This is a genomic window from Allobosea sp. NPDC055332 (genome assembly GCF_053645455.1).
Genome location: NZ_JBSHMO010000003.1, coordinates 875,781 through 901,447, shown reverse-complemented (window position 1 = coordinate 901,447; position 25,667 = coordinate 875,781). Strand labels below are relative to the sequence as shown.

Below are 25,667 nucleotides of genomic sequence, written 5' to 3'. Positions count from 1 at the left end.
GCCTCCGCGCCATGGCGGATTCGGTCAGTTCAGGCATGCGTCGGTCGCGCTGGCGCAGCCCGGGAGGGCCGGGCAGATTGCCGCCACGGGGAGTGAAGGCCTGCGATGTACGAGATCGATCCCTCGCGCCTGGATCTGGCGCATGAGTTCCGGCGCCGTCCGCTCGGCCATCACAGCCCCGAATTGCAGGCGGTGCTCGACCGCATGCGCAGCGCCCCGATCGAGGGCAAGCACTGCCTGATCGTCGAGACGCCCAAAGCGCGCTGGCTGCTGGCGCGGATGACCGGCAATCCCTTGCGGCCCGTCCCGGTACCTGGCGTCGTCTTCACCGATCTCGCCGAAGCCGAATGGACCGTCTTCAAACTGCGCTGGCACGCCATGACCGGCCACGACCTCGCGACGGTGCTGGGCGAGCTCGCCATTCCGGAGCTGCCGACGGACGGGCCGCCGGTCGTCGTGCCCGATCCGGCGAAGGCCATCCTCGCCTACGCCGATCGCATCAGCGCCGCGTCGGGCGACAGCATCGCCTTCAAGGTCAGCACGCCGGGGATCGCCGGCTATCGCGCCGATATCGTCCGCCTGCGCGCGCCGCAGACAGATCGGGGCGGGGAGGGCTATCGCGAGACGGAGATCGCCTCGCCCGCGAGCGGCGACTATCCGGGCGGCGAGCAGACGCTGCAGCTCGGCTCCTATATAGAGTTGCCCGCGCTGCCCGTGGCGCTTGAGAGCTTCAGCCTGCAGGTCCTGGCCTGGCCGACCTTGATCGGGACGCAGCCGCGGGCGCTGCTCGGTGCCTGGTCGCAGTGCTCGAAGCGCGGCTTCGGGCTCCATCTCGATGCCGACGGCGCACTGGCACTGCGGCTCGGCGACGGCACCGAGGTCGTCGATATCTCCACAGGGGTCGCCGTGGCGGAGCGGCGCTGGCATCTGTTCTCGGCGAGCTTCGATGCAGCCTCGCGCCGGGTCGAGCTGTCACAGCGGCCGCTGGAGGATCATAGCGTCCATACCGGCCGGGCAGTTTCAGTCATGCGCGACGTCGCGATCCAGCCGGCGGCGCCGGATGCGCCGCTGATGATCGCGGCCTGGTCTCATGCCAGCGCCGACGGCCTGGCGCCCGGCGCCCATTACAACGGCAAGCTGGAGGCGCCGCGCCTGTTTGTGAGAGCACTGCCGCGGGACCAGCTCGACCAGCCGGTCGCAGCGGAACTGGCTGACGGAGCACTGGTGGCCGCCTGGGACTTCTCGCGGGAGATCGGCTCCGACCGCATCATCGATCGCGGGCCGCGCCAATTGCATGGCCGAACGGTTAACCTGCCGACCCGCGCGGTGACCGGGCACAATTGGGATGCCGCCGAGATGGATTGGAAGCGGGCGCCGCAGCAATACGGCGCGATCCATTTCCATGACGACGACATCGACGATGCCCGCTGGCAGACGAGCTTCGTCTTCACCGTGCCCGAGGACTGCAAGAGCGGCGTCTATGCGGCGCGCCTGCGTGGCGAGGGCGCCGAGACCCATGTCCCGTTCTTCGTGCGCCCGCCGCGCGGACAGCGCACTGCCAAGGTCGCCTATCTCGCACCGACCGCGACCTACACGATCTACGCGAACAACAAGGCGCGCTTCCTCGCCTCAGGCACCGAGATGCTGCGCGGGCATCTGCTCGATTTCGACGTTACCGACATGCAGCTGCTGCACCATCCGATCGGCCTGTCGACCTATTGCGTGCACAATGACGGTAGCGGCGTCTGCTACGGCACGCGCCTGCGCCCGATGACGAATTTCCGGCCGAAGGGGCGGCTCTGGAACTTCTCCAGCGACCTCTTCGTCGTCGATTGGCTGGAGGCGATCGGCTGCGATTACGACGTCGTCACTGATGACGATCTGCACCGCGAAGGGGCGGGCCTGCTCGACGGCTACCAGGCCGTGCTGACCGGTTCGCATCCGGAATATGTCTCGCTGGAGATGATGAACGCACTGGAGGGCTATCTGAAGGGCGGCGGGCGCCTGATGTATCTTGGCGGCAACGGCTTCTACTGGCGCGTCGCCTACCACCCGCAGTCCGACGGGATCATCGAGGTGCGCCGGGCCGAGGACGGGACGCGCGCCTGGCATGCGGCGCCCGGCGAATACTATATGAGCTTCACCGGCGAATATGGCGGGCTCTGGAGCCGCCAGGGCCGCTCGCCGAACACGCTGGCCGGCGTCGGCTTCATCGCCCAGGGCTTCGACGCCTCGTCCTATTATCGCCGGCGCCCCGAGAGCCGCGTTCCCCGCGCCGCCTTCATTTTCGCCGGCGTCGAGGACGAGATCCTCGGCGATTTCGGCCATCTCGGGGGCGGCGCGGCCGGCGACGAGATCGATGCCTGCGATGTCAGCGCCGGCTCGCCGCCTCATACGCTGGTCCTGGCCTCCTCGGAGAACCACACCAATGCTTTCCACATGGCGAACGATGCGGTGCTCGTGCCGAACGGAGCGACCAATGCGCTGCAGAGCGCCCGCATCCGCGCCGACATGGTGTTTTTCGAATGCCCGTCCGGCGGCGCCGTCTTCTCGACCGGCTCGATCGCCTATGTCGGGAGCCTCGCGCACAATGGCTACGACAACAATATCTCGCGGCTGACCCGCAATGTGCTGGAGCGCTTTCTCGATCCGGCTCCCTTCGCCATGCCCGGCAAGGGCGGGTGAGGAGCTTGCGCGATCCGGCCTGAGCTGGGTGCGATCCCGGGGTTTCCGCGGTTTCCGGCAGTCAATTCGGCTCCTTTCGGCAGCGCAGCAATTGCGGCTCGCGCGGCCGCCTCCTATGGTTTTGCGATTCGAAGACGCAAATTGCAGGAGAAGCGGGTGGCGGCTCTGGACGAAATCGACGTCGGCATCATCAATCTCCTGCACAAGGATGCCCGCGCTCCCGCCAAGTCCATCGCCGAGGCGCTCGAAATCCCGGAGTCGACCATCCGCAACCGCATGGCGCGGCTGGTCGAGTCCGGCGTGATCGAGTTCGTCGCCCTCTCCAACCCGCTGCAACTCGGCCATTCGGTCTGGGTGATGATGGAGATCGAGGTCGAGACGCGCCGGATCCGGCAGGCGGCGCGCGAATTGTCGGCGATCCCGGAGATGTATTTCGTCTACATCACCACCGGCGGCTTCGACATCTTCGCGGGCGCGACCTTCTCCGACAACACCGAGCTCGTTGACTTCGTCACCAACCGGCTGTCGCAGGTTGAGGGCATTGTGCGCGTCAACACCCGCACCATCCTCGAGGTCCACAAGCGGGCCTTCAAGTTCATGCCGAAGCCCTCGGTAATGCGGCCGAGCAGGTCCCCCCGCGAGCAGGTCGCGAAGGCTGAACCGGCGCCGAAGAAGAGCGGCAAGGCGCGCTGATCAGCGCGATGCGTTTCTGACCAGCGCGGCTACCGCTTCGGCCGGGCTCGTATCGCTGGCGAGGACGCGCTCGATGCTACCAGCGAGAGCCTCCGCAGCTTGCCCGGCATTCTGCAGATAAGGCTCGATCAGCGCGGTGCTCAGCGTCCGCAGCATCTGCGCGCGGATGCGGCTGCGCCGGCGCTGCGCCAGTCGTCCGCTTTTGCCGCACCAGCCGAGGAAGGCGTCGATCGTCTCAGCGAGATCGGGAACGCCTTCGCCATTGCGGGCGCTGACCAGCTGGACGGGCGGGCGCCAGAGCGTGCCATCCTGGGCTGGGTCGCCATGGCGGCGCAGCACGGCGAGGCGGCCGGGCGAGGAGGCCGGATGCGCCGTCGTGACCGCCGGATTGGCCGGGTTGATGCCGGGCGTGCCGACATAGGCAACGCCGATCGCGCCATTGATCTCGGCGACGGTGGCCTTGGCGCCGGGCAGGTCGCCCTTGTTCACCGCATAGACGTCGCCGACCTCCATCAGCCCGGCCTTGGCCGCCTGGATATCGTCGCCGAGCCCTGGCACGAAGACGACGAGCGTGCAGTCGGCGGCATCGGCCACGGCGATATCGGCCTGGCCGGCGCCGACCGTCTCGATCACGACGCGGTCGAAGCGGGCCTCGTCGAGCAGCGCGACGATGTCGCAGACCGCCGCGCTGAGCCCGCCGCCTTCACCGCGCGCCGAGATGCTGCGCAGATAGACGCCGGGCAGATCGGAGCTGCGATCCATGCGGACGCGATCGCCGAGCACGGCGCCGCCGGAGAAGGGGCTGGACGGATCAACCGCGAGCACGGCGACACGCTCGCCGGCGCCGGCCCAATGGGCCGTCAGCGTGTCGACCAGTGTCGACTTGCCGGCGCCGGGCGGGCCGGTGACGCCGATGACCCTGGCTTTCGCGGTGGCCCGATAGGCGCCCGACAGGATCTCCTGGTAGCCATCGGCACGATCCTCGACTGTGCTGATCGCGCGCGACAGCCGGCGCACCGTCCGGCCGTCGAGCGCTCCTGCGCCGCTCATGCACCGACCTCGATCAGCAGGGCGTCGCCCTGGCCGTAGCCGCCGCAGATCGCGGCCGCACCGCGCCCGCCACCGCGGCGTGTCAGCCCGTTGACCAGCGTCATGGCGAGCCTGGCCCCGCTCGCACCGAGCGGATGGCCGAGCGCCACGGCGCCGCCATGCCGGTTGGTCCTGGCGCGGAGCTTGTCAGCTGCGGCGCCATCACCGTCGACGAGGCGCAGCGTGCTGACCAGAGGCGTCGCCGCGAAGGCCTCGTTGATCTCGATCAGGTCGAGATCGGTGACCGGACGCTCGGCCTTGGCCAGCAGGCGGGAGATGCTGATCGCCGGCGTATAGGAGCCCGAGGTCGGCCCATCAGCGACCTGGCCGTAATGCGTGATCTCGGCGAGGATCGGCAGCCCGCGCGCCTCGGCGAGCCGGCGCGAGACCAAGAGCAGGAAGGCGGCGCCGTCATTCAGGCCGGGGGCGTTGCCGGCAGTGATGGTTTCGCTGTCGTAGACCGTCCGCAACGTCGCGAGTTTTTCACGGGAGCTGTCGCGGCGCGGCGATTCATCCGAGGCGATGCGCTCATTGCCGCTCTTGCCGGGCAGGTCGAGCGGAACGCGCTCGGCCTCGAAATAGCCCGCCGCCTCAGCCGCGAAATAGCGCTCATGGCTGCCGGCCGCCCAATCGTCCTGCGCGGCGCGGTCGATGCCGTGGCTGAGCGCTTCGCGCGAGGTGTAGGCTGCGATCGCGGCGTCGACCGTCGGCGAACGCAGCAGCAGCGGGTCCTCGGCGGTGACGGCGCCGAGCGGCTTGTCGCGTCGCCGCGGCCAGAGCAGCGGCGTCTGGCTGAGATTGTCGACGCCGCCGCAGATCACCGCATCGGCGAAACCGAGGCGGATATCGCGCCAGCCGAGGCCGATCGCGCTCATGCCCGAACAGCAGGCGCGGTCGATGGCGAGCGACGGCGTCTCCTGGCGCAGCTGCGACAGCAGCACCGCCTGCCGTGCCGGGGTGAAGGCGGCCGAGGCGATCATGCCGACGCCCATATAGAGCGCTTCGACTGCCGCAGGCTCGAGCTCGGTCCGGTCGAGCACCGCATCGATGGCGATGGCGGCGAGACGGGGCGCGAAGACTTCGGCGAGGGCGCCGCCGAAGCGGCCGAACGGGGTGCGCGCGAAGGCGGTGACCACGACGTCGTTGCCATCAGACATGATCGGCCTCCCGCTCCGGCTCCGCGAGGCGCTGGCGCAGCAGCTTCTTGTCGACCTTGCCATTCGGGTTCTTCGGCAGGGTGTCCTCGATCAGGACGCGCTTGGGCGTCTTGAAGCCGAGGATGGCGCGGCAGCCGGCGCGGACTTCCTCCGCCGAAAGTGTGGCGCCCGGCACCGGTGCGACGAAGGCGATGGCGACCTCGCCCCAGTCGGGATCCGGCAGGCCGAGCACCGCGGCCTCGGCGACATCGGCGAGGCTGGTCAGTACCGCCTCGACCTCCTGCGGGTAGATGTTGAAGCCGCCGCTGATCAGCATGTCTTTGCTGCGCCCGGTCAGCGTGACCAGCCCGTCCGCGCTGATCCGGCAGAGATCGCCCGACCAGAGCCAGCCCTCGCGCAGCACCTTCGCGGTCTCTCCCGGCATGCCCCAATAGCCGCGCATGACGTGGTCGGCGCGCACCGTCAGCTCGCCGATCTCGCCGGCGGGAACCGGGTTGCCGTCGGGGGCGCGGGCGACGATCTCGACGAAGCTGTAGGGCCGGCCGATGCAACCGATCCGCGGCGCGCCATCCGCGTCGAAATGGTCTTCCGGCGGCAGGAAGACGCAGGTCATCATCGCTTCGGTCAACCCGTAATTCTGCGTCAGGATCGGGCCGAACCGGGCAAGCGCCTTCTCCAGCGTGTTGCGCGGGATCGGCTCGGCGCCATAGCCGATGAAGCGCAGCGAAGAGGTGTCGATCCGGCCGATGCGCGGATGGTTGACGATGCGCGTCAGCACCGTCGGCACGCAGGTGAAGGCGGTAACGCCCAGCGCCGGGATCGCATCGAGCAGGGCATCGACACCGGAGACGAGCACGCTGGTCGCGCCACGCAGGAACCAAGGCGCGAAATAGGTGCCGCTGGCATGGGTGAGCGGGCCGATATGGGCGACGACGTCGTCGCGGCGCATGTCGCGGTCGAGCAGCATGTTGCGGGTCACCGCCAGCCAGTGGCGGTGTTCCAGCATGACGCCCTTCGGCCGCCCCGAGCTGCCGGAGGTGTAGTTGATCGAGGCGAGGTCGTCCGGCGCCGGCAGACGATCCGCCGAGGCGGTCGCGGGCTGGAGCAGCTCGGCGAAGTCCGGGCCGTTTCTGGCCGGGCCGCCATCGACCGGGCAGAGCCAGAGGCATCCGCCGGCTGGCAGCAAGGCAGCGGTTTCCACGTCGTGGAAAACAGCCGCCGCGCCGCAATCGGTGAGGATCGCCGCGGCCTCGACACTGGTCAGCCGCGCATTGAGCGGCACGCGCACGAGCCCGGCGCGCTCGATCGCGCTCTGCAGCATCAGGTATTCCGGCCGGTTGGCCATGAAGAGCCCGACCCGCGACCCGGCCGGCAGACGCTGCGCGAGATTGCCGGCGAGGGTGGTGGCGATTGCGTCGAATTCGCGGAAGGACCAGCGCCGCTCGCCGGCGATCAGCGCGATGCGCTCGGCAAAGCGCTGCGCTGCCCGGCGCATCAGCTCGGGAAGGGTGGGCGGTTTGCACAGCTCAGTCATGGACGGTCTCGGCCATCAGATAGTCGACGATCTCGGCGATCGCGGTGCCCGACAGGAAGACGCGCGAGACGCCCGCCTTGCTGAGTTCGGGGATGTCTTCCTGCGGGATGATGCCGCCCGCCATGATGCGGATGTCCTCAGCCCCGTTCTCGTCGAGCAGGCGACGCAGGCGGGGCAGCAGGGTGAGATGCGCGCCGGATAGGATGCTGATCCCGATCCAGTCGACGTCTTCCTCGACGGCAGCGCGCGCGACCTGTTCGGGCGTGCGGCGCAGTCCGGTGTAGATCACCTCCATGCCGGCTTCGAGCAGGCCGCGGGCGACGACGCGGGCACCGACATCGTGGCCGTCCAGGCCGACCTTCGCCATCAGGACGCGGATCTTGCGGTTCGACAGCGTCATCGGCTCAGAATTCGGTCGAGGGAGAGAAATGGCCGAAGATGTCGCGCCAGATCTCGACGATCTCGCCGACCGTGGCATAGGCCCGCACCGCTTCGAGCACCGAAGGCGTGACATTGGCGCCGGACGCCGTCGCCTCGCGCACCGCCGCCAGGGCTGCGCTGACGCGGGCCTCGTCGCGTGCGGCGCGGACGCGCTGCAGGCGTGCCACCTGATCGACCGCGGCACCGGGATCGATGCGGAAGGCAGTGTTGGCGACATCGGGCTTCTGCGGCCGCTGGTTGACCGTGACCCAGGGCCGCTGGCCGCTGTCGATCGCCTTCTGCCGGCGCACAGCGCCCTCGGTCATCAGGCGCCGGCCGATGCCGTCGCGGATGACGGCGAGGGCGCCGCCCTTCTCCTCGATCATGCCGAGCGCATCGAGGATCTGCCGCTCGACGCCGTGTGTGAGGCTCTCGACATAATAGGAGCCGCCGAGCGGATCGACCGTGTCGGCGAAGCCGTGCTCGCTGGCGATTACTTGCTGGGTCCGCAGCGCGACCTTGAGTGACTGTTCGCCCGGGGTCGAGACCGCCTCGTCATAGGAGGCGATGTAGACGTAGGACGCGCCGCCCAGCACATAGGCGAGCGTGCCGAAGGCGATGCGCGAGATGTTGTTGAGCGGCTCCTGTAGTGACTCCTGGCCATGGCCGTAGACGGTCAGGCGCAGGGCCATCGCGGCAGGCAGCGTCGCGCCGTATCGCTCGCGCATGCGCCGCGCCCAGATTCGCCGCAGGGCGCGCAGATTGGCGACGCTGACGAAGAAGTCGTGCCGTTCGTCGGCGAACATGTGCAGCAGCGGCGCGACCTCGTCGATCGAATGGCCGCGGGCCAGCAGGTCGTCGAGATAGTAGTGGGCGTTGGCAAGGGCGATCGCGGTGCCGAGGCTCGAGCCGGCGCCGCCGGCGTTGATGTGATTGACGCAGACCGTCATCGGCGACCAGTTCGGCGCATTGTCGATACACCATTCGACCGCGTCGCAGGCGAGCTTGGCCGCCGGTTCCGCCGGCAGGATCTGGGTGCCGCGGGCGATGTATTCCTTGAGCGGGTCGTTCTGCAGGTTGACGACGTAGTTCGACCAGGGGATGCCCTGCTTCTCGCCGAGCGCGGCGAACAGCGCCAGGACGATCGGGCCGATCGAATTGCCGAGCGTGCCGACGCGCTTGATGCTGTCGAGCGGGATGCCGTCGAAGAGCCGCTCCATATCGGCGAGCGAGCTGACGGCGACGCCGACCTGGCCGACTTCGGCCGTCGCCATGGCATGGTCTGAATCGTAGCCGCACTGGGTCGGCAGGTCCAAGGCGACGAGGATCTGCTCGGCGCCCCAGTCGATCAGGGTACGGAAACGCTGGTTGCAGCGCTCAGCCTCGCCGAAGCCGGAATAGGCCGAGACGACGAAGGGCTCGCCCCGGTTCATCGCGCCGCGATCGCCGCGAGTGAAGGGGAATTCGCCGGGGAAGCCGAGATCGGCGGCATGGTCGAAGCCGATCGCGTCGAGATCCGCCGGGGTGTAGAGCGGCTTCACCTCGAGGCCGCAATCGGTGACGAAGTTCCGCTGCCGCTCGGCCCGGGCCGCATCCGGCGCGAAGGTCTCGCGCCGCCAGCGCGCTTCTTCGGCGACCAGCCCGGCTGAGGCAGCGCGCTGTCCGGCGGGCTCGTTCGGCACGTCCACGTCCAGGTCACGTCGGCGGCTGGCCAGCATTCTCGTCATGGCGTTCTCCCGCAAGGCGTCGTCGCCGGCGCTACCGCGCCGCGAGCGGACCTCCCCGGCTTCTCCCTGTGAAAGCTGCTCATTGCGCTAACAATAGCATTCACTATTGCTGTATCAGCGATTTTGATATCATAGTAAAGCAGAAAGCGCGACAAAGAGCGTGCGGGATTGTTGGAAGCGCAACGGCACGACCGGAGGATGGACGCCATGGGCATTTCGCGACGGCAGGTGCTGGCCGGCTCCGGCGCAATCGCAGCGAACGGGTGGGTGCAGGCGGCGGGCGCGGATTGGCAGCCGAGCCCGCGCTACCCTGATCCGGCAGTGCAGGCGCTCGATCCGAGCTTTGCCAAGTACATGGTGTTCTTCGCTGCGGTGGAGCGCATCGCGACCGGCGAGACCCGCTACACCGAAGGCCCGGTCTGGTTCGGCGATGGGCGCTTCCTGCTCTGGACCGACATCCCCAACAACCGCATCCTGAAATGGGAGGAGGAGACCGGCGCGGTCAGCATCTTCCGGCGGCCGGCCAACTACGCCAACGGCCTGACGCGCGACCGCCAGGGCAGGCTGATCGCCGCCGAGCACGGCCGGCGCGTCACCCGCACCGAGCATGACGGCAGCGTCACCGTGCTGATCGACAGCTATGACGGCAAGAAGCTGAACTCGCCCAACGACGTCGTCGTCGCCTCGGATGGCGCGATCTGGTTCACCGATCCGCCTTTCGGCATCTCAGGCCACTATTCCGGCGACAAGGCGACGCCGGAATTGCCCAACAACGTCTACCGGGTCGACCCCTCGGGCAAGGCGAGCGTCGTCGCCAGCGACGTCGCTGCGCCCAATGGCCTCTGCTTCTCGCCGGGCGAGAAGAAGCTCTACGTCGTCGATTCCGTCTCAAAGCCGGTCAGCATCCGCGTCTACGATGTCGTCGACGATGGCACGAAACTCGCCAACGGCTCGGTGTTCTTCAGCTGCGGGGAGGGCGAGGCGCCCGACGGCATTCGCTGCGATATCGATGGCAATCTCTGGTGCGCCTATGGCGCGGTCAAGGAAGGCGTGGACGGCGTGCTGGTGCTCTCGCCCGAGGGCAAGCGCATCGGCAGGGTCGCCTTGCCGGAGCGGGCGGCGAACCTCTGCTTCGGCGGCCCCAAGCGCAACCGGCTGTTCATGGTCACCGGCCGCGGCGTCTATTCGCTCTACGTCAACACGCAGGGCGTCGCCGGCGGCTGAAGGGAGGGGCGTCTGGTCGCGCTTCCGTTGCTGTGGAACTCGCTTCGGCGGTAGTCAGGCGAGCAGTGCGTGCGCGGCCTTCGCCCGCTGCTGGGCGGCGCCGAGCAGGAAATTCAAGTCGGCCCCGGTCGAGATGAAGCGGGCGCCCATGGCGGCATAGGTCTTCATCAAATCGGGCCGTGCCGCGAGCCCGCCGAGTCCGGCATGCCTGCCGGCGCGCCGGCAGGCCGCGATCACCGTCGAGATCGCCTCGTGCAGTCGCGGGTGGTCGAACTCGCCGGGGATGCCGAGATCGGCGGCGAGATCGACCGCGCCGATGAAGGCGACATCGACGCCCTCGACCGCGACGATTTCCTCGACCTGCGCGACGCCATCGCCGGACTCGATCATCACGATGACCATTGTCAGCGCGTTAATGAAGGCCATCGCCTCAGCGTTCGGATAACTGCGGAAGTGGGTCAGCGGCGACAGGCTGGCGACGCCGCGCGAGCCGAGCGGCGCGAACTTGGCGGCGTCGACGATCGCACGCGCCTCTTCGGCCGAGCGGACATGCGGAGCGATGATGCCCATCGCGCCGCCCTCGAAGGCGCGGGCGATGTGCTCCGGCCGGTTCGCGGGCAGCCGGACCAGCGGCGTGATGCCCATGTCGAGCGCTGCGAGGCAAATCTGCCCGGTCGTCTCGGCGCCGAACATCGCATGCTCGAGATCGACATAGATCGAGTCGAGCCCGGCGGTGGCGGCGATGCGGGCGATCTCGACGCCGCGCACCAGCCGCACCGCCATGGTTGCGGCGATCTCGTCGCGCGCCAGCCTTTCCTTGACGCGATTGCGCGGCAGGTCGCTATCCACGGGCTCACTCCTGGAAGGCTTCGGCGCGCTTCTTCCGCAGCGAGGGCAGCAGCACGAGGACGAGGAGGAGGGCGGCAATCGCCAGCATGGCCGCGCTGATCGGCCGCTGCAGGAAGACCATCGGATCGCTGCGCGAGAGCAGCAGGGCTCGCCGCAGGTACTCTTCCATCATCGGGCCGATGATGAAGCCGAGCAGCATCGGCGCCGGCTCCATGCCGAGCTTGGCGCAGAGATAGCCGAAGAAGCCGAAGCCGACCATCAGCAGGATGTCGAAGCTGCTGTTGCTCAGGCTGAACACGCCGATGGCGCAGAACACCAGGATGGTCGGGAAGAGGTAGTGGTAGGGCACCATGATCATGCGCGCCCACAGGCCGATCAGCGGCAGGTTGAGCAGGACCAGGAAGACGTTGCCGATCCACATCGAGGCGACGATGCCCCAGAACAGCGTCGGCTGCTCGGTCAGCACCGCCGGGCCCGGCTGGATGCCCTGGATCACCATGGCGCCGACCATCAGCGCCATCACCGGGTTCGAGGGGATGCCGAGCGTCAGCATCGGCACGAAGGAGGTCTGCGCGCCGGCATTATTGGCCGCTTCCGGCGCCGCCACACCCTCGATCGCGCCCTTGCCGAACTGCGCCCGGTTGGGCGAGACCTTCTTTTCCAGCGCATAGGCGGCGAAGGAGGCGAGCATGGCGCCGCCGCCCGGCAGGATGCCGAGCGCCGAGCCAAGGAAGGTGCCGCGCAGCACCGGCGCGACGATGCGCTTGAGGTCGGCCCGCGTCGGCATCAGCCCGCCGATCTTGCGCGAGATGATCGAGCGCGCCTCGCCCTGTTCGAGATTGTGGATGATCTCGCCGAGGCCGAAGACGCCCATCGCCACCACGACGAAGTTCACCCCGTCATAGAGCTGCGGCATGCCGAAGGTGAAGCGTGGGATGCCGGAATTGACGTCGAGGCCGATCAGCCCGAGCAGCAGGCCGAGCAGGATCATGCCGACCGCCTTCAGCACCGAGCCATTGGCCAGCACCACAGAGGCGACGAGGCCGAGCACCATCAGCGAGAAGTATTCGGCCGGCCCGAAGGTCAGTGCCACCACCGCGAGCGGTGGGGCGAACAGCGCCAAGAGCAGTGTCGCGGCGCAGCCGGCGAAGAAGGAGCCGAGCGCCGCCGTCGCCAGCGCCTTGCCGGCCTCGCCATTGCGGGCCATCGCATAGCCGTCGAGCGCCGTGACGATCGAAGAGGATTCGCCGGGCAGATTGACTAGGATCGCCGTGGTCGAGCCGCCATATTGCGCGCCGTAATAGATGCCGGACAGCATGATCAGCGAGGTCACCGGCGGCAGCGCGAAGGTCGCCGGCAGCAGCATCGCGATGGTCGCGAGCGGGCCGAGCCCCGGCAGCACGCCGACGGCGGTGCCGAGGATCGTACCGATCAGGCAATAGAACAGATTGGTCAGGGTGAAGGCGGTCGAGAAGCCGAGCGCGAGATTGTCGAAGAGTTCCATCGCGCCGCCTCAGAAGCCAAGCCAGGGGCCGAAAGCCGGGATCGGCAGCCCGAGCAGCGTGACGAAGGTGAGCACGCTGAAGACGGAGAGTCCGATCGCCAAGGCAAGGAAGGGCCAGAGCCGGAACTGCTCGCTGGCGAGACCCGAGATCATCACCAGCAGCACGGTCGAGGCCGCAAGGCCGAGCCCTTCGACGGTGACGCCGAACAGGCCGCTGGCGACGAGCACGAGCGCGGCCTTGCGCCAGGCCAGACCCGTTACCGCCTCGCCCGACGACAGGAATGCCTGCACGACCAGGACGAGCCCGATGAAGGCGAGCACGCCGCCGAGCGCGGTCGGGAAATAGCCCGGCCCCATCCGCCCGGCATGACCCATCGCATAGCCGCGGGCCAGCGCCATCGCCAGCAGGCCGAAGCCGATGAAGATCAGGCCGGACCAGAGATCCTTGCTGCCGGCAATGCGCCCGGGTGCTCTGCTGCTCATGTCATGGGTCTCGATGTCGACAATTCAGGCGTCGGAGGCCTACGCCTCACTCGGCACGGATGCCGTTCGCTTTCAGCCATGGCAGCCAGCGCGCGAAGTCGGCGTCGAGCCGCGCCTTGAAGGCGGCGGTGTCCTGCGGGTCGGTCAGCCCGTTATCGGCGAGCTTCGCCGCGATCTGCGGCTGCTTGACCACCTTGGCGATGGCGTCGGCGATCTTCTGCTTCTGCGCGGGCGCAGCGCCCTTCGGCATCAGCACGCCGTACCAGTTGGTCAGCATCAGGTCCGGCATGCCGGCCTCGACCGCGTTCGGGATCTCGGGCAGCAGCGCCGAGCGCTTGGTGTCGAAGATGACGAGGCCCTTGAGCCGGCCGTCCTTGACGTATTGGCGCAGGATCGGCACGTCGGCGTTGACGAAGTCGACCGAGCCGGCGATCAGGTCGGTCAGGGCGGGAGCCGCGCCACGATAGGCGATCTGCTCCATCGCGACCTTGGCCGATTTGGCGAGGAGCTCGGCGCCGAGATGCATGGTGCCGCCGCTGCCGGTCGAGCCGTAGTTGAGTTTCGTCCCCTTCGCCTTCTCGACCAGACCCTTGAGATCGTTGACGCCGAGCGACGGGCGCACCGCGATCATCGTCTGCACCTCGCCGAGCAGATAGACCGGCTCGACGTCCTTCTGCGCGTCATAGGGCACACTGGCCATCGTGCCGGCGCTCAGCACCAGCGCTGAGGTCGTCAGCAGGAGCGTCCGTCCGTCCGCCTTCTCGCGGGTCGCTGCGGCGGTGCCGATCGTGCCGCCGGCCCCGCCGCGGTTCTCGACGATCACCGTGCCGCCGAGCTCCTTGCCGAGATCGGGCGCGATGATCCGCGCGAACAGGTCGGTCGGCCCGCCGGCCGCAAACGGCACGAGCAGCTTGATGGTTTCGGCCGCCTTGGCCGGCGTCGCCAGGATCGCGGCGAGCGCGACGGCCTTGATGATCCGATGCATGGTTTGTCCTCCCGGGACTGTCGTTATTGCTGTGTCAGCCGGCGAAGCGCGGCTCGGGCAGGCCGCGCACGCCGACGTCGAGCGCCAGCAGGGCGCCGGCGAGCGGCTCGACCGCGAGCGTCTCCGGCGCCAGGCGCTGCGAGTGGCTGGTGATGTAGAGCGTGGCGAGGTCCTTGCCGCCGAAGACGGGGCAGGTCGGATTGGTCACCGGCAGCTGGATGATCCGGTCGACGCTGCCGTCCGGCGCCTGGCGCACGAGATGGCCGGTCGCGACCATGCAGGTCCAGAGATACCCTTCGACATCGACGGTCGCGCCGTCGGGCCGGCCGAGCTGATGCGTCCAGTCGGCGAAGACGCGCCGATTGCTGATCGTGCCTTCGTCCAGATCGTAGTCGAAGGCGAAGCTCGTCTGGTTGTGCGTGTCGGCGAAATACATCGTGCCACCGTCCGGACTCCAGGCGATCGAGTTCGGCAGCACGAAGCCGTCATGCATCGCCCGGCAGCCATGGTCGGCATCGAGCCGGTAGAGCACGCCGACCGGGACACGGTTGTGGTCATGCATGCTGCCGACCCAGAAGCGACCACGCGGATCGCAGCGCCCGTCATTGAGCCGCATGCCGGGGACGTCGCCGACCGGATCGGCGATCCGCCTGGGCGGCTCGCTCGTCGCGGGATCGTAGACATAGATGCCGCTATTGGTGCCCATGACGAAACCGCCGGCCTCGCGCGGCGCGATCGAGCCGATCATCAGGTCGGCCTGCAGCCGGCGGGCCTCGTGCTTGTCGGTGGCCGGGTCATAGGATTGCAGCGCCGGCCGGCGCACATCGACCCACCACAGCCGCTTCGTCAGCTCGCACCAGCGCGGCGTCTCGCCGAGGATATCGGCGCTCTGCACGACGCAGCGGATCTCAACGTCGTCTTCCACGTTCATGGTCGGCCTCATTTGTATTTGGTGGCGGCGAGCGTCTTCAGGTCGATGCCGGCGGCGATGTCGCTCTTCTGGCGGTTGTCGCCGGCGTCGATCTTCTCCGCCTCGCGCAGCACGGCTTCCGCCTCGGCGAAGGGTACGAAGACGATGCCGGCCTCGTCCGCGACCACGAGGTCGCCGGCATCGACCGAGACGCCGGCGATGCGGACCCGGCCATTGATCTCGACCGTCTCCAGCCGCCATTTGCCGGTGATCGGCGTGACGCCGCGCGACCAGATCGGGAAATTGCGCTCGCGCGAGGAATCGGGGTCGCGGAACGAGCCGTCTATGACGGCGCCGGTGCAGCCGGCGCGGTGGGCGACGGCGGCCGATTGGCCGCCCATGTTCGACAGCCCGGTCAGGCCCTCGATCACCACGACGTCGCCGGGCTCGGCCTGGTTGTAGGCCTCGTGCTCGCCCATCTTGCCGACCCGGCTCGCGGCAGCCGCCGTCGCGCTGTGCGGGCGCTCGACATTGCGCACGGTGACGGCCTGGCCGACGACGCGGCCGCTCGGCAGCGTCGGCGCCAGCGTCGAGGCCGGGATCGCGCCGAACAGGCCGAGATTGTCCATTGCGTCGGAGACCGCGCTGGTCAGGTCGGAGAGCGCGCCATAGCGCTGCAGCAGATCGGGCGGCAGGCGCGGTAATCCGGTCCGCCGGATGGCTTCGGGCGGTACGCGGCCAGTCAGGGGCTTGGTCATGGAGAGGCGCCTGCGGGAGCTGGAGGAAGCCCGGCCGGAACGATGATGTCGGCCGGCGAAAGCGGCTCGCCGCGCGCGAAGCGGGCGATGTTGTCGAGCACATTCCCGGCAATGTTGGGGATGTTGTCGAAGACGCTGCCGGCCGAATGGGGCGTCACCACTACCTGGTCGAGCGCGAGCAGCGGATGATCGGCCCCCACCGGTTCGGTCGTGAAAGTATCGAGCCCGGCGCCGGCAAGTCGCCCGCTCAGCAATGCCTCGTGCAGCGCGGCTTCGTCGACGAGGCTGCCGCGGGCGGTGTTGATCAGGACGGCGCCCTGGCGCATCCGCGCGAAGGCCGCGGAATTCATGATCCCGCGGCTCTCATCGGTCAGCGGCAGATGCAGGCTGAGGATGTCGCTGCGTTCGAGCAGCGTGTCGAAGGGCACATAGCGGGCGCCGAAACCGCGCTCGGTCACGGCGTCGGCGCGCCTGATGTCATGATAGAGGATCTCGACATCGAAGCCGCGCAGCCGGTGCGCCAGCAGGCGTGCGATATTGCCGAAGCCCAGCAAACCGACCGTCTTGCCGGTGATCTGCCGGCAAGCGACGCGCAATTGCTGGGGCTGCCAGATGCCGGCCCGCATTTGGCGATCGGCAAGCGGCAGGCGGCGATAGACCGCGAGCATCAGGGCGAGCGCATGCTCCGCCACCGGCCCGGCACTGGCGCCGGCGGTGATCGCGACCGGGATGCCGCGCGCCCTTGCGGCGTCTAGGTCGATCTTGTCGACGCCGATGCCCCATTTTTGGATCAGCCGGATCTTCTCAGCGCCGGCGATCAAGCCGGCATCGACCATCGAGCCGGCCGAGACGATCACCTCGGCGGTCCGCACCAATGCGAGCTGCTGCTGGCGCGCCTCGCTGTCCGCGAAACGCAGACGCTGGCCCGCTTGGGCGCAGGCGACGATGGCCGCGCGCACCTCAGGCATCACCGGCGTCAGAAAGGCGATCTCCACCCCGTCCATCCTTCTCGAATGGACGGGATGCTGTCCTACAATGAGAGCTTCGTCAATTATCCTGCAATGTGAGATTTGTTGAAGTATGTGTGAGCTTAGCTCATAAGGCTTTGGAAAGGCGCGGATTTTGTTTCTCTTGGCAAAGCGAAGGAGCTCTGTTAGCTCTCAAATGAGAGAATTGATCTCGTATTATGGGATTTGATGTGAAAGGGCAGGACGTGTCGAACGAGGCCTTCCTGGTCGAGACGATCGAGGATGTCGCCGAGCCTGGCGAGGGCGCTGCGAAGGAGGGCGAGTCGCTGCTGAGCAGCCTCGGCCGGGCCTTGAGCGTGCTCGACATGTTCTCGCTGGCGACGCCGCTGGTGGCGGTCGAGGAGATCATCGCCCAGCTCGGCTGCAGCCGCTCGACGGCTTATCGCTACCTCAAGGAACTCAGCGATGTCGGCCTGCTCAGCCCGGCCTCGAACGGCAGCTACGGCCTGGGCGCGCGTATCATCGAGCTCGAGCGCCTGGTCGCGCTCACCGATCCGCTCTACCGGGCCGGGCAGGAGGTGCTGCACGGACAGCCTTGCGACAACAGCGCGCTGCTGCTGCACTGCCTCTACGGCGACAAGGTGCTTTGCATCTTCAAGGAAGGGCCCGACGCACTGGAGCATGACGGCAAGCGCGTCATCATCCGCCGGGCCCGCGGCCTGCCGTTCCCGCTGTTCCAGGGCGCGGCCTCGCTGGCTTTGCTGCCTTATCTCTCGGCCCATCGCATCCGCGAGATCTATCTGCGCAGCCCCGGCGAGATCGCAGCGGCCGGCCTCGGCGACAGCTGGGACCAGTTCCGCCGCGCCATGGCGACGATCCGGCGCGCCGGCTACGCCACCAGCCATGGTCGCATCACGCCCTATCTCAGCGGCGTCGCGGTGCCGATCCTGCCGCCGGACGGCTCGCGCGTCGTCGGCAGCCTCGCCCGCACGATCCCGACCGCGGCGCTCTCGGCCGAGGTGGAGGCACGCGCGGCCGCCGAACTCGCCGAACTCGGGCAGCGCATCGCGGAGCGGTACCTCGCTCTGCTGCGCGCCTGAGGCCGTTTTCGCCGCAAGGCGCCGAGGGCAGGGCACTGACTGCCCGTACCGGTGCGCAGCGGACGCTTTTCCGATGTCGAGGCGCGACACACCATGCCCAGTTCAACACCCCAACTTCTTGAAATCGGCCCGCTGCCGCCAGGGTTGACCAAGGCCGCGCGCGAACGCTTCTCGATTCATCCGCTCTGGCAGGAGGCCGATCCGGCCGGCTTCCTCGCCGGCCATCACGGCGCGTTCGCCGGCGCGGTCACCATGGCGCGCCATGCCTGCTCTGCGGAGTTGTTCGCGGCGATCCCCGGCGGAGTGGTCGCCTCCTTTGGCGTCGGCACCGAGAAGCTCGATCTGGCGGCGGCCGCCCGCTTCGGCGTCCAGGTCGCGATCACGCCGGACGTTCTCAACGATTGCGTCGCCGATACGGCCTTCGGGCTGATCCTGGCGACGACCCGGCGGCTCGTGAACGCCGATCGTTTCGTGCGCGATGGCCGCTGGAAGGCCGGAGCCTTTCCGCTGGCGACACAGGCGACGGGCAAGCGCCTCGGCATCGTTGGCCTCGGCAAGATCGGCCGGGAGATCGCGCGCCGCGCCGCCGGCTTCCGCATGGATATCCGCTATTTCGGCCGGCGCCGGCAGCCCGATGTGCCCTATGGCTTCGTCCCGGACCTGATTGAGCTGGCGCGCTGGGCTGACATTCTGGTTCTGTCCTGCAGCGGCGGCCCGGCGACGCGCCATCTTGTCTCGGCCGCCGTGCTCGAGGCGCTCGGCCATGACGGCTTCCTCGTCAATGTCGCGCGGGGCAGCGTCGTCGACGAGGCGGCGCTGGTCGAGGCCTTGGCGGCAGGGCGCATCGCCGGTGCGGGCCTTGATGTCTATGCCGACGAGCCGAATGTGCCGGCCGAGCTCCGCGACAGCGACAGGGTGGTCCTGCTGCCGCACATCGCCGCGAGCACGCACGAGACGCGGCGCGGCATGGAAGCGCTGGTCATCGCCAATCTCGACGCCTTCTTTTCGACCGGCGCCGTTCTGACCCCACCCGAGCCATCAGCCTGAGCAGGATTGCCGCCGCCATGATCATCGAGCACCGGACCTATGTCGTCGAGCACGGGCGGACCGACGAATATCTCGAGCGTTACCGGCAGCACGGGCTGCCGGTGCAGCAGAAGTATCTTGGTCGCCTGCTCGGCGTCTTTGTCAGCGAGATCGGGCGGCTGAACGAGGTCCTCTACATCTGGGTCTACGACAGTCTCGCCGATCGCGAGGAGCGGCGGGCAAAGCTCGACGCCGACCCGGCCTGGCACGAATTCCGGCGCGGCAATCGCGGCACCTTCGTCCAGCAGGACGTCAAGATCATGCGTTATGCCTCGTTCAGCCCGCAGTGATCGCGGGCGTGTTTTCAGGACGATGTCGAGGGCTCTCTTCGAAGGCGGGCGCGACCCCTCAGATACCGTTGCGAGACACGGGTCGAGCGCGACGTCTCAAACAAGGAATGGTCAGTCCGCAAGCTCGCGGCTGGATCGTTCGTAAACCGCAGTCCCCGTCTGCGCATCGATGCCTTCGAGGCTGACCTCATAGCCCCAGAGCCTCTGGACATGGCGCAGCGTCGCATCGCAGCCGCCGCTTTCCAGCATGATGCCGTCGCGGACCTTGTGCTGCAGGCGCAGGTGCCGCTGGCCGAGCAGGTCGACATCCACGACCTGGATGTCCGAATGACTGGCGCCGATGTCGTATCTCTGGGCCAAAGCGGCGCGGATTTGCGCGTAACCGCGCTCGTTATGGATCGAGGCGACGCTATAGAACGACTCGTTCGCCACGTCGGAGAGCGTGAACAGCCGCCATTTCCGGATCAGGGCCGGGCTGAGGAACTGGCGGATGAAGGATTCGTCGCGGTGGTTGGCCCAGGCGTCGAGCAGGATCGCCCGCCAATCGCCTGTTCCGGCAATCTCGGGGAACCAGTCGCAATCCTCTGCGGTCGGCTCGGTCGCGATGCGCTGGATGTCCTGCATCATGTCGAGGCCGAGCGCATAGGGGTTGATGCCGGAGAAGCGGGGATCGTCGAAGCCCGGCTGGAAGATGACGTTCGAATGGTTGCGCAGGATCTCCAGCATGGCGCCTTCGCTGATCCGGCCACGGTCGAACAGCGCATTCATCACCGTGTAATGCACGAAGGTGGCGCAGCCCTCGTTCATCACCTGCGTCTGCCGCTGCGGATAGAAATACTGCGCGATGACCCGGACGATCCGCAGGATCTCGCGCTGCCAGGGCTCGAGGATCAGGCTGTTCTTCTCGAGGAAATAGAGCAGGTTCTCCTCGGGAAGATTGAGCGCCTTCTTCCATTCGGCGATCGCCTCCACCGGCACCTTGCCGCCGTCCGCCGGGCGCGGGACGGTGCGCCAGAGATCGTTGTAGGAGCGCTCTTCATATTCCAGCCGCTCGCGCAGGCCCTCGCGCTGCTTGTCGGAGGAGAGTCTCGGCGGGCGGCGATAGCGGAACACGCCCTGGTCCATCAGGGCGTGCGCAGCGTCGAGAATTGCCTCTACCGCGGAGACGCCGTGCCTTTCCTCGCAGCGGTTGATGTAGCCCTTGGCGAAATCGAGATAGCCCAGGATCGCGTCGGCATCGGTCCATTGCCGGAACAGGTAGTTGTTCTTGAAGAAATGGTTGTGCCCGAGGGCCGCATGCGCCGTCACCAGGGCCTGCAGGGCCATGGTGTTCTCTTCCATCAGATAGACGATGCACGGATCGGAATTGATGACGATCTCGTAGGCGAGGCCGCGGCCGCCCTTGCGGTAGAGCAATTCGTGATGGAGGAAGTGCTTGCCGAACGACCAGTGCCGATACATCAGCGGCATGCCGATCGAGGAATAGGCGTCGAGCATCTGCTCGGAGGAAATGATCTCCATCTGCACCGGGTAGATGTCGAGGTGCAGCTCCTCCTTCGCCACCGCCTCGATGACGTCGTAGGCATGCGACAAGGTCCCGAAATTCCAGTCGGAACCGGAGAACAGCAATTGGGCTCGGGACGCTTGCCTGTGCATCGGCGCTCCCCTCAATTGCGCGGCCGGGCCGGCTGCCGGGTGAAGAGCTGGCGGAAGACCGGATAGATGTCGGAGGCCTTGGCGATGCGGCTCATGTCGAAATTGGGCCAGCGCTCCTTGACCGTGAGATAGGCGCGCCAGAGCGAGGTGCCGTTGTCGGTGGAGCCGAAGATCTCGCTCTCGCGTTCGTCGATGATCTCGACATAGGCGAAATACTGGCAAAGGCGCATGATCTCATCGTCCAGCATGTGCAGGCAGCGCTCGGAATCCGTGGCGAGATTGTCGCCGTCGGAGGCCTGGGCGGCGTAGATGTTCCACTCCCTGCTGGGATAGCGCTTCGCGATGATGCCCTGCATCTCCTCCAGCGCGGTGGAGACGACGGTGCCACCGCTCTGCGGGCTGTAGAAGAAGGTCTCCTCGTCGACCTCCTGCGCCGTGTGGGTGTGGCGGATGAAGACGATGTCGGTGCGGTCGTAGCGCCGCTTCAGGAACAGGTGCAGCAGCACGAAGAAGCGCTTGGCCAGATCCTTCTCGCGCTCGCCCATCGAGCCGGAGACGTCCATCAGGCAGAACATCACCGCGTTCGCATTGGGCTGGGGCTGCGCGTCGAAGCGATTGAAGCGGATGTCGACGGGATCGACGAAGGCGATCACCCGGCGCCGACGCTCCAGCCGGTCGAGCTCGGCGCGCAACGCCGCGATGTCGGCGCTGGCCGCGCCCGGCCCATCGGCCTCGATCCTGGCCAACTCGGCGAGGATGGCCTCGACCTCGGCGCGCTTGGGCCGCTGGAGAGCGATGCGGCGGCCATGGCTGTTGCGCATGGTGCGGGCGACACTGATGTTGGTCGGCGACCCGCTCGTCGAGAATCCGGCCCGCCGCGGCTTGAAGGCGAGGATCTCCTTGAGGTTGAGCTTGACCATGTCGGGAAGCTCCAGATCCTCGAAGAACAGGTCGAGGACCTCTTCTCGGGTCAGCACGAAGCGGAAATCGTCCTCGGAATCCTGCAGGCCGGGTGACGATCCCGCACCGCTGCCCTGGCCGGGCTTCGGCATCTTGTCCCCGGGCGAGAACTGCTTGTTTCCGGGCAGGACATGCTGGCGCCGGCCGCTGTCACCAGCGGCGCGGAAGCTCGGTTCACTCGTCCCCTTCGCCGGGATCGAGACGGCATGCTCGCCATCCGCATCGGCGATCTTGCCGGAGCGGATCTGTTCCTGGACGCTGCGCTTCAGCTCCGCCCGGACCCGGTGCAGGAAGCGCTGGCGGTTGCCGAGGCTCTTGTCCTTCGGATTCAGGCGGCGATCGATGAAGATCGGCATGGTTCGCTCCAGCCGGGATTGTTAGCTTTGCATCGGCTTAGTCCGAAAACCGCACTCCACTTTTCGGGCCGATGCTCTAGCCCGCCTTGTTGACGCGCATGTACCAATCGACCAGACGCCGCACCTGGCGCTCGGTATAGCCGCGCTCGACCATGCGCTGCACGAAGCCGTGATGGCGCTTCTCGGTCACGCTGTCCTGCTTCGAGCCGAAGCTGATCACCGGCAGCAGGTCCTCGACCTGGCCGAACATCCGCTTCTCGATCACCTCGCGCAGCTTCTCATAGCTGGTCCAGGACGGGTTGCGGCCGTTGTTCCTGGCCCGCGCGCGCAAGGTGAACTTCACGACCTCGTTGCGGAAGTCCTTGGGGTTGGCGATGCCGGCCGGCTTCTCGATCTGCGACAACTCGTTGTCCAGGACCTGCCGGTTGAGGATCTGGCCGGTATCGGGGTCCTTGTAGTCCTGATCCTCGACCCAGGCGTCGGCATAGGCGATGTAGCGGTCGAACAGGTTCTGGCCGTATTCGCCGTAGGACTCCAGATAGGCCTTCTGGATCTCGTGCCCGATGAACTCGGCATAACGCGTCGCCAGCTCCGACTTGATGAAGTCGAGATAGGCCGCTTCGGTCTCCTTGGGGAACTGCTCGCGCTTGATCGCACCTTCGAGGATGTACATCAGGTGCACGGGGTCGGCGGCGAGTTCCTCGGTGTCGTAATTGAATGTCTGTGAGAGGATCTTGAAGGCGAAGCGCGTGCTGACGCCGGTCATGCCCTCGTCGACCCCGGCGGCGTCGCGATATTCCTGGATCGCCTTGGCCTTGGGCTCGACCTCCTTCAGGTTCTCGCCGTCATAGACGCGCATCTTGGTGTAGAGCGGCGAGTTCTCGAATTCGGCCAGCCGGGTCGAGACCGAGAAGCGGCTGAGCAGGTCGAGTACCTCCGGCGCGCAGGGGCTGCCGGCCAGCTCGCTATCTCGCAGCAGCTTCTCGTAGATCTGCCGCTCCTCGGTGATGCGCAGGCAATAGGGCACCTTGATCACCAGGATGCGGTCGAGGAAGGCCTCGTTGTTCCGGTTGTTCTTGAACTGGAGCCATTCGGACTCGTTGGAGTGCGCCAGGACGATGCCCTGATAGGGGAAGGCGCCGAAGTTCTCGGTGCCGTTGTAGCTGCCCTCCTGGGTCGCGGTCAGCAGCGGATGCAGCACCTTGATCGGCGCCTTGAACATCTCGACGAACTCGAGCAGGCCCTGCGTCGTCCGGTTCAGCCCGCCGCTGTAGGAATAGGCGTCCGGGTCCGATTGGCTGAAGTTTTCGAGCTGGCGGATATCGACCTTGCCGACCAGCGTCGAGACATCCTGATTGTTCTCGTCGCCCGGTTCGGTCTTGGCGATGCCGATCTGACGCAGGCGTGAAGGGGTCAGCTTGACGACGCTGAACTTGGAGATGTCGCCGGAGAGCTCGTCGAGCCGTTTCGCCGCCCAGGGCGAGATCAGGCCGGTCAGCCGCCGCCGCGCTATGCCATACTTGTCCTCGAAGAGGTCGCCCATGCGGTCCGGGCGGAACAGGCCGAGCGGCGATTCGAAGACCGGGCTGATCCGGCCGCCGATCTTGAGCGTGTAGAAGGGACGCTCCTCCATCAGCTTCTTGAGCTGCTCGGCCAGCGACGACTTGCCGCCGCCGACGGGGCCGAGCAGATAGAGGATCTGCTTGCGCTCCTCCAGGCCCTGCGATGCGTAGCGGAAATAGCCGGCGATCCGCTCGACCGTATCCTCCATGCCGAAGAAATCGGCGAAGGAGGGGTACATCTTGATCGTCCGGTTGGAAAAGATCCGGCCGAGGCGCTCGTCCTGGCTGGTATCGAACAATTTCGGTTTGCCGATCGCGTCGAGCATCCGCTCGGCGGCGGAGGCATACATCGACTTGTCTTCGCGGCAAGCCAGCAGGTATTCCTGCAAGCTCATCTCTTCCTGCGAATAACTACGGTAATCCTCAGAGAACAGGCGGAATATCTCGCTGGCTTTCTCGCTCATGGTAGCCATCCCGCGGCAGCCGGAGCCGTCGGCGACAGCCCCCACAATCAACCGACGACGGCCTCGCAAGTTCCTGCACAACGGCCGTCCTCGCCCGCGCATTATGCGACAATGGACGTGCTGTGGCGACCGGTAACCAAGCGCTACTCAGCCGGATGTAGCGCCATCCCGCCCTTTTTTTCGACAGACGAGCAGTCCGACCCTGATGACAGGCTTGCATTCCCTGGCGCCAGCGCTGCCGGCGCGGAGGCCGACCGCGCGACAATTTGACCGCCTGTTCCGTTTTGACAATTCCAGTCGTGCGCAATTGCACATAGCGCATCTCGCCCGCTTTCGCCTTACTCATGAGTAAGGTCATTAATACCAAGTAGACGAGCGACACCGCGGCGGAACGATCGCGGGCTCGAGGGGAACGTCATGGACCAGGCCGGGAGCCCGGTGCTGCTCACGATCGAGCAGGCCGTCGCCATCGTCACGCTCAACCGTCCGCGCGTGCTCAACGCGATCGACGCGCAGATGGCGCGAAGCCTTGCGGATGCCGTCGCACGGATCGAGCAAGACGGCACGGCGCGAGTTCTGCTGCTGCGCGGGGAGGGGCGGGCCTTCTGCGCCGGTGGCGATGTCGCCAGCTTCGCGGGGGAAGACCCGGCCGCCGCGGTCGAGGCGATCATCGACCCATTTCATGCTGCCTTGCGTGCGCTCGACGCGTTGAAGCTGCCGACGCTCACCGCCGTGCAGGGGCCGGTCGCTGGGGCGGGCTTCAGCCTCGCTTTGGCCTGCGACCTCTGCATCGCGGCTGACGACGCCGTCTTCACCATGGCCTATTCCCGCATCGGCGCTTCCCCAGATGGCTCGGCGACCTATCGGCTGCCGCGCTTGGTCGGTGAGCGCAAGGCGCTCGAGCTCGCCTTGCTGGCCGAGTCGGTTGACGTGGCCGAGGCGCAGGCGCTCGGACTGGTCAACCGGATCGTGCCTGCAGCCGATCTGGCGAGCGAGGCGCTGGCGCTGGCGCACCAGCTCGCGCAGGGCCCGACGGCGGCCTATGCCCGGATCAAGTATCTCGTCGGCCGCTCGCTCGGCAACGACCTTCCCGCCCAACTTGATCTCGAACGCGAGGCTTTCCTCGCCGGCACGCGCACGGCAGACTTCCGGGAGGGCGCGCAGGCCTTCCTGGCCAAGCGACCGCCGCTATTCGAGGGGCGCTGAA

General features: G+C 67.3%; 22 protein-coding genes. 7 read left to right on the top strand and 15 right to left on the bottom strand.

Translation table 11 applies throughout. The features are described 5' to 3' along the window. Window positions 1-105 precede the first annotated feature (105 nt). Both ACWIGM_RS20525 and ACWIGM_RS20520 read left to right on the top strand, forming a co-directional pair. Complete coding sequence (locus ACWIGM_RS20525; RefSeq protein ID WP_454027794.1) at window positions 106-2,685, top strand: N,N-dimethylformamidase beta subunit family domain-containing protein; 2,580 nt, start codon at window positions 106-108, stop codon at window positions 2,683-2,685. Between the two features lie 156 nt (window positions 2,686-2,841). After that, a complete protein-coding gene (locus ACWIGM_RS20520) occupies window positions 2,842-3,378 on the top strand; it encodes an Lrp/AsnC family transcriptional regulator (RefSeq protein WP_454027793.1) in 537 nt (178 codons plus the stop codon). Here the strand turns inward: ACWIGM_RS20520 and meaB are convergent, their stop codons facing one another. From meaB to ACWIGM_RS20495, 5 genes are read right to left on the bottom strand one after another with little or no spacing between them, the layout of a single operon-like run. Continuing rightward, window positions 3,379-4,428, bottom strand: coding sequence for a methylmalonyl Co-A mutase-associated GTPase MeaB (meaB, locus tag ACWIGM_RS20515; protein WP_454027792.1), 1,050 nt, complete (start codon window positions 4,426-4,428; stop codon window positions 3,379-3,381). Then, the gene (locus ACWIGM_RS20510) at window positions 4,425-5,624 is read right to left on the bottom strand and encodes a thiolase family protein (protein WP_454027791.1); all 1,200 of its coding nucleotides are present in this window, start codon (window positions 5,622-5,624) and stop codon (window positions 4,425-4,427) included. Before ACWIGM_RS20510 ends, meaB begins: the two co-directional genes overlap by 4 nt. Further along, a complete protein-coding gene (locus ACWIGM_RS20505; protein WP_454027790.1) occupies window positions 5,617-7,158 on the bottom strand; it encodes a class I adenylate-forming enzyme family protein in 1,542 nt (513 codons plus the stop codon). The genes ACWIGM_RS20510 and ACWIGM_RS20505 overlap by 8 nt, the downstream gene beginning before the upstream one ends. Beyond that, the gene (locus ACWIGM_RS20500; RefSeq protein WP_126112509.1) at window positions 7,151-7,558 is read right to left on the bottom strand and encodes a cobalamin B12-binding domain-containing protein; all 408 of its coding nucleotides are present in this window, start codon (window positions 7,556-7,558) and stop codon (window positions 7,151-7,153) included. Before ACWIGM_RS20500 ends, ACWIGM_RS20505 begins: the two co-directional genes overlap by 8 nt. Before the next feature lie 4 nt (window positions 7,559-7,562). Next, window positions 7,563-9,305, bottom strand: coding sequence for a methylmalonyl-CoA mutase family protein (locus ACWIGM_RS20495; RefSeq protein WP_454027789.1), 1,743 nt, complete (start codon window positions 9,303-9,305; stop codon window positions 7,563-7,565). A 207-nt stretch (window positions 9,306-9,512) separates the two neighbouring features. Here ACWIGM_RS20495 and ACWIGM_RS20490 point away from each other — a divergent pair, with 207 nt between their 5' ends. Continuing rightward, complete coding sequence (locus ACWIGM_RS20490; RefSeq protein ID WP_454027788.1) at window positions 9,513-10,529, top strand: SMP-30/gluconolactonase/LRE family protein; 1,017 nt, start codon at window positions 9,513-9,515, stop codon at window positions 10,527-10,529. Between the two features lie 54 nt (window positions 10,530-10,583). On the opposite strand, the gene ACWIGM_RS20485 is transcribed toward ACWIGM_RS20490, so the two are convergent. Genes ACWIGM_RS20485 through ACWIGM_RS20455 form a run of 7 tightly spaced genes read right to left on the bottom strand, consistent with a single transcriptional unit; the run spans window position 10,584 to window position 17,013 of the window. Then, on the bottom strand, window positions 10,584-11,378 hold the full coding sequence (locus tag ACWIGM_RS20485) for an HpcH/HpaI aldolase family protein (RefSeq protein ID WP_454027787.1): 795 nt from the start codon (window positions 11,376-11,378) through the stop codon (window positions 10,584-10,586). A 4-nt stretch (window positions 11,379-11,382) separates the two neighbouring features. Then, on the bottom strand, window positions 11,383-12,882 hold the full coding sequence (locus ACWIGM_RS20480; protein WP_454027786.1) for a tripartite tricarboxylate transporter permease: 1,500 nt from the start codon (window positions 12,880-12,882) through the stop codon (window positions 11,383-11,385). 9 nt (window positions 12,883-12,891) lie between these two features. Further along, the gene (locus ACWIGM_RS20475) at window positions 12,892-13,365 is read right to left on the bottom strand and encodes a tripartite tricarboxylate transporter TctB family protein (RefSeq protein ID WP_454027785.1); all 474 of its coding nucleotides are present in this window, start codon (window positions 13,363-13,365) and stop codon (window positions 12,892-12,894) included. A 46-nt stretch (window positions 13,366-13,411) separates the two neighbouring features. After that, window positions 13,412-14,350, bottom strand: a complete 939-nt coding sequence (locus ACWIGM_RS20470) for a Bug family tripartite tricarboxylate transporter substrate binding protein (protein ID WP_454027784.1) — start codon at window positions 14,348-14,350, stop codon at window positions 13,412-13,414. Between the two features lie 34 nt (window positions 14,351-14,384). Next, on the bottom strand, window positions 14,385-15,281 hold the full coding sequence (locus tag ACWIGM_RS20465; RefSeq protein WP_454027783.1) for an SMP-30/gluconolactonase/LRE family protein: 897 nt from the start codon (window positions 15,279-15,281) through the stop codon (window positions 14,385-14,387). Window positions 15,282-15,289: 8 nt separating this feature from the next. Continuing rightward, the gene (locus ACWIGM_RS20460) at window positions 15,290-16,018 is read right to left on the bottom strand and encodes an RraA family protein (protein ID WP_454027782.1); all 729 of its coding nucleotides are present in this window, start codon (window positions 16,016-16,018) and stop codon (window positions 15,290-15,292) included. Then, window positions 16,015-17,013, bottom strand: coding sequence for a 2-hydroxyacid dehydrogenase (locus ACWIGM_RS20455; RefSeq protein ID WP_454027781.1), 999 nt, complete (start codon window positions 17,011-17,013; stop codon window positions 16,015-16,017). Before ACWIGM_RS20455 ends, ACWIGM_RS20460 begins: the two co-directional genes overlap by 4 nt. Before the next feature lie 218 nt (window positions 17,014-17,231). Here ACWIGM_RS20455 and ACWIGM_RS20450 point away from each other — a divergent pair, with 218 nt between their 5' ends. The 3 genes from ACWIGM_RS20450 to ACWIGM_RS20440 all read left to right on the top strand — a co-directional run bounded on the left by ACWIGM_RS20450 (window position 17,232) and on the right by ACWIGM_RS20440 (window position 19,462). Continuing rightward, the gene (locus ACWIGM_RS20450; protein ID WP_454027780.1) at window positions 17,232-18,086 is read left to right on the top strand and encodes an IclR family transcriptional regulator; all 855 of its coding nucleotides are present in this window, start codon (window positions 17,232-17,234) and stop codon (window positions 18,084-18,086) included. A gap of 93 nt (window positions 18,087-18,179) precedes the next feature. Continuing rightward, window positions 18,180-19,133, top strand: coding sequence for a 2-hydroxyacid dehydrogenase (locus ACWIGM_RS20445; RefSeq protein WP_454027779.1), 954 nt, complete (start codon window positions 18,180-18,182; stop codon window positions 19,131-19,133). Between the two features lie 17 nt (window positions 19,134-19,150). Then, window positions 19,151-19,462: an NIPSNAP family protein gene (locus tag ACWIGM_RS20440; RefSeq protein ID WP_454027778.1), complete on the top strand. Its 312-nt coding sequence runs from the start codon at window positions 19,151-19,153 to the stop codon at window positions 19,460-19,462. A 111-nt stretch (window positions 19,463-19,573) separates the two neighbouring features. On the opposite strand, the gene ACWIGM_RS20435 is transcribed toward ACWIGM_RS20440, so the two are convergent. The 3 genes from ACWIGM_RS20435 to ACWIGM_RS20425 form a co-directional block, all read right to left on the bottom strand. After that, entirely contained in the window at window positions 19,574-21,118 is a 1,545-nt protein-coding gene (locus ACWIGM_RS20435; RefSeq protein ID WP_454027777.1) for a SpoVR family protein, read from the bottom strand. Window positions 21,119-21,129: 11 nt separating this feature from the next. After that, the gene (locus ACWIGM_RS20430; RefSeq protein ID WP_454027776.1) at window positions 21,130-22,434 is read right to left on the bottom strand and encodes a YeaH/YhbH family protein; all 1,305 of its coding nucleotides are present in this window, start codon (window positions 22,432-22,434) and stop codon (window positions 21,130-21,132) included. 76 nt (window positions 22,435-22,510) lie between these two features. Further along, window positions 22,511-24,460 (bottom strand): PrkA family serine protein kinase, encoded by a 1,950-nt coding sequence (locus ACWIGM_RS20425; RefSeq protein ID WP_454027775.1) that lies wholly within the window; start codon window positions 24,458-24,460, stop codon window positions 22,511-22,513. 417 nt (window positions 24,461-24,877) lie between these two features. On the opposite strand from ACWIGM_RS20425, the gene ACWIGM_RS20420 reads away from it, so the two are divergent. After that, window positions 24,878-25,666 carry an enoyl-CoA hydratase/isomerase family protein gene (locus tag ACWIGM_RS20420; RefSeq protein WP_454027774.1) on the top strand — a complete coding sequence of 263 codons (789 nt, stop codon included), beginning with the start codon at window positions 24,878-24,880 and terminating at the stop codon, window positions 25,664-25,666. Window position 25,667: the final 1 nt, after the last annotated feature.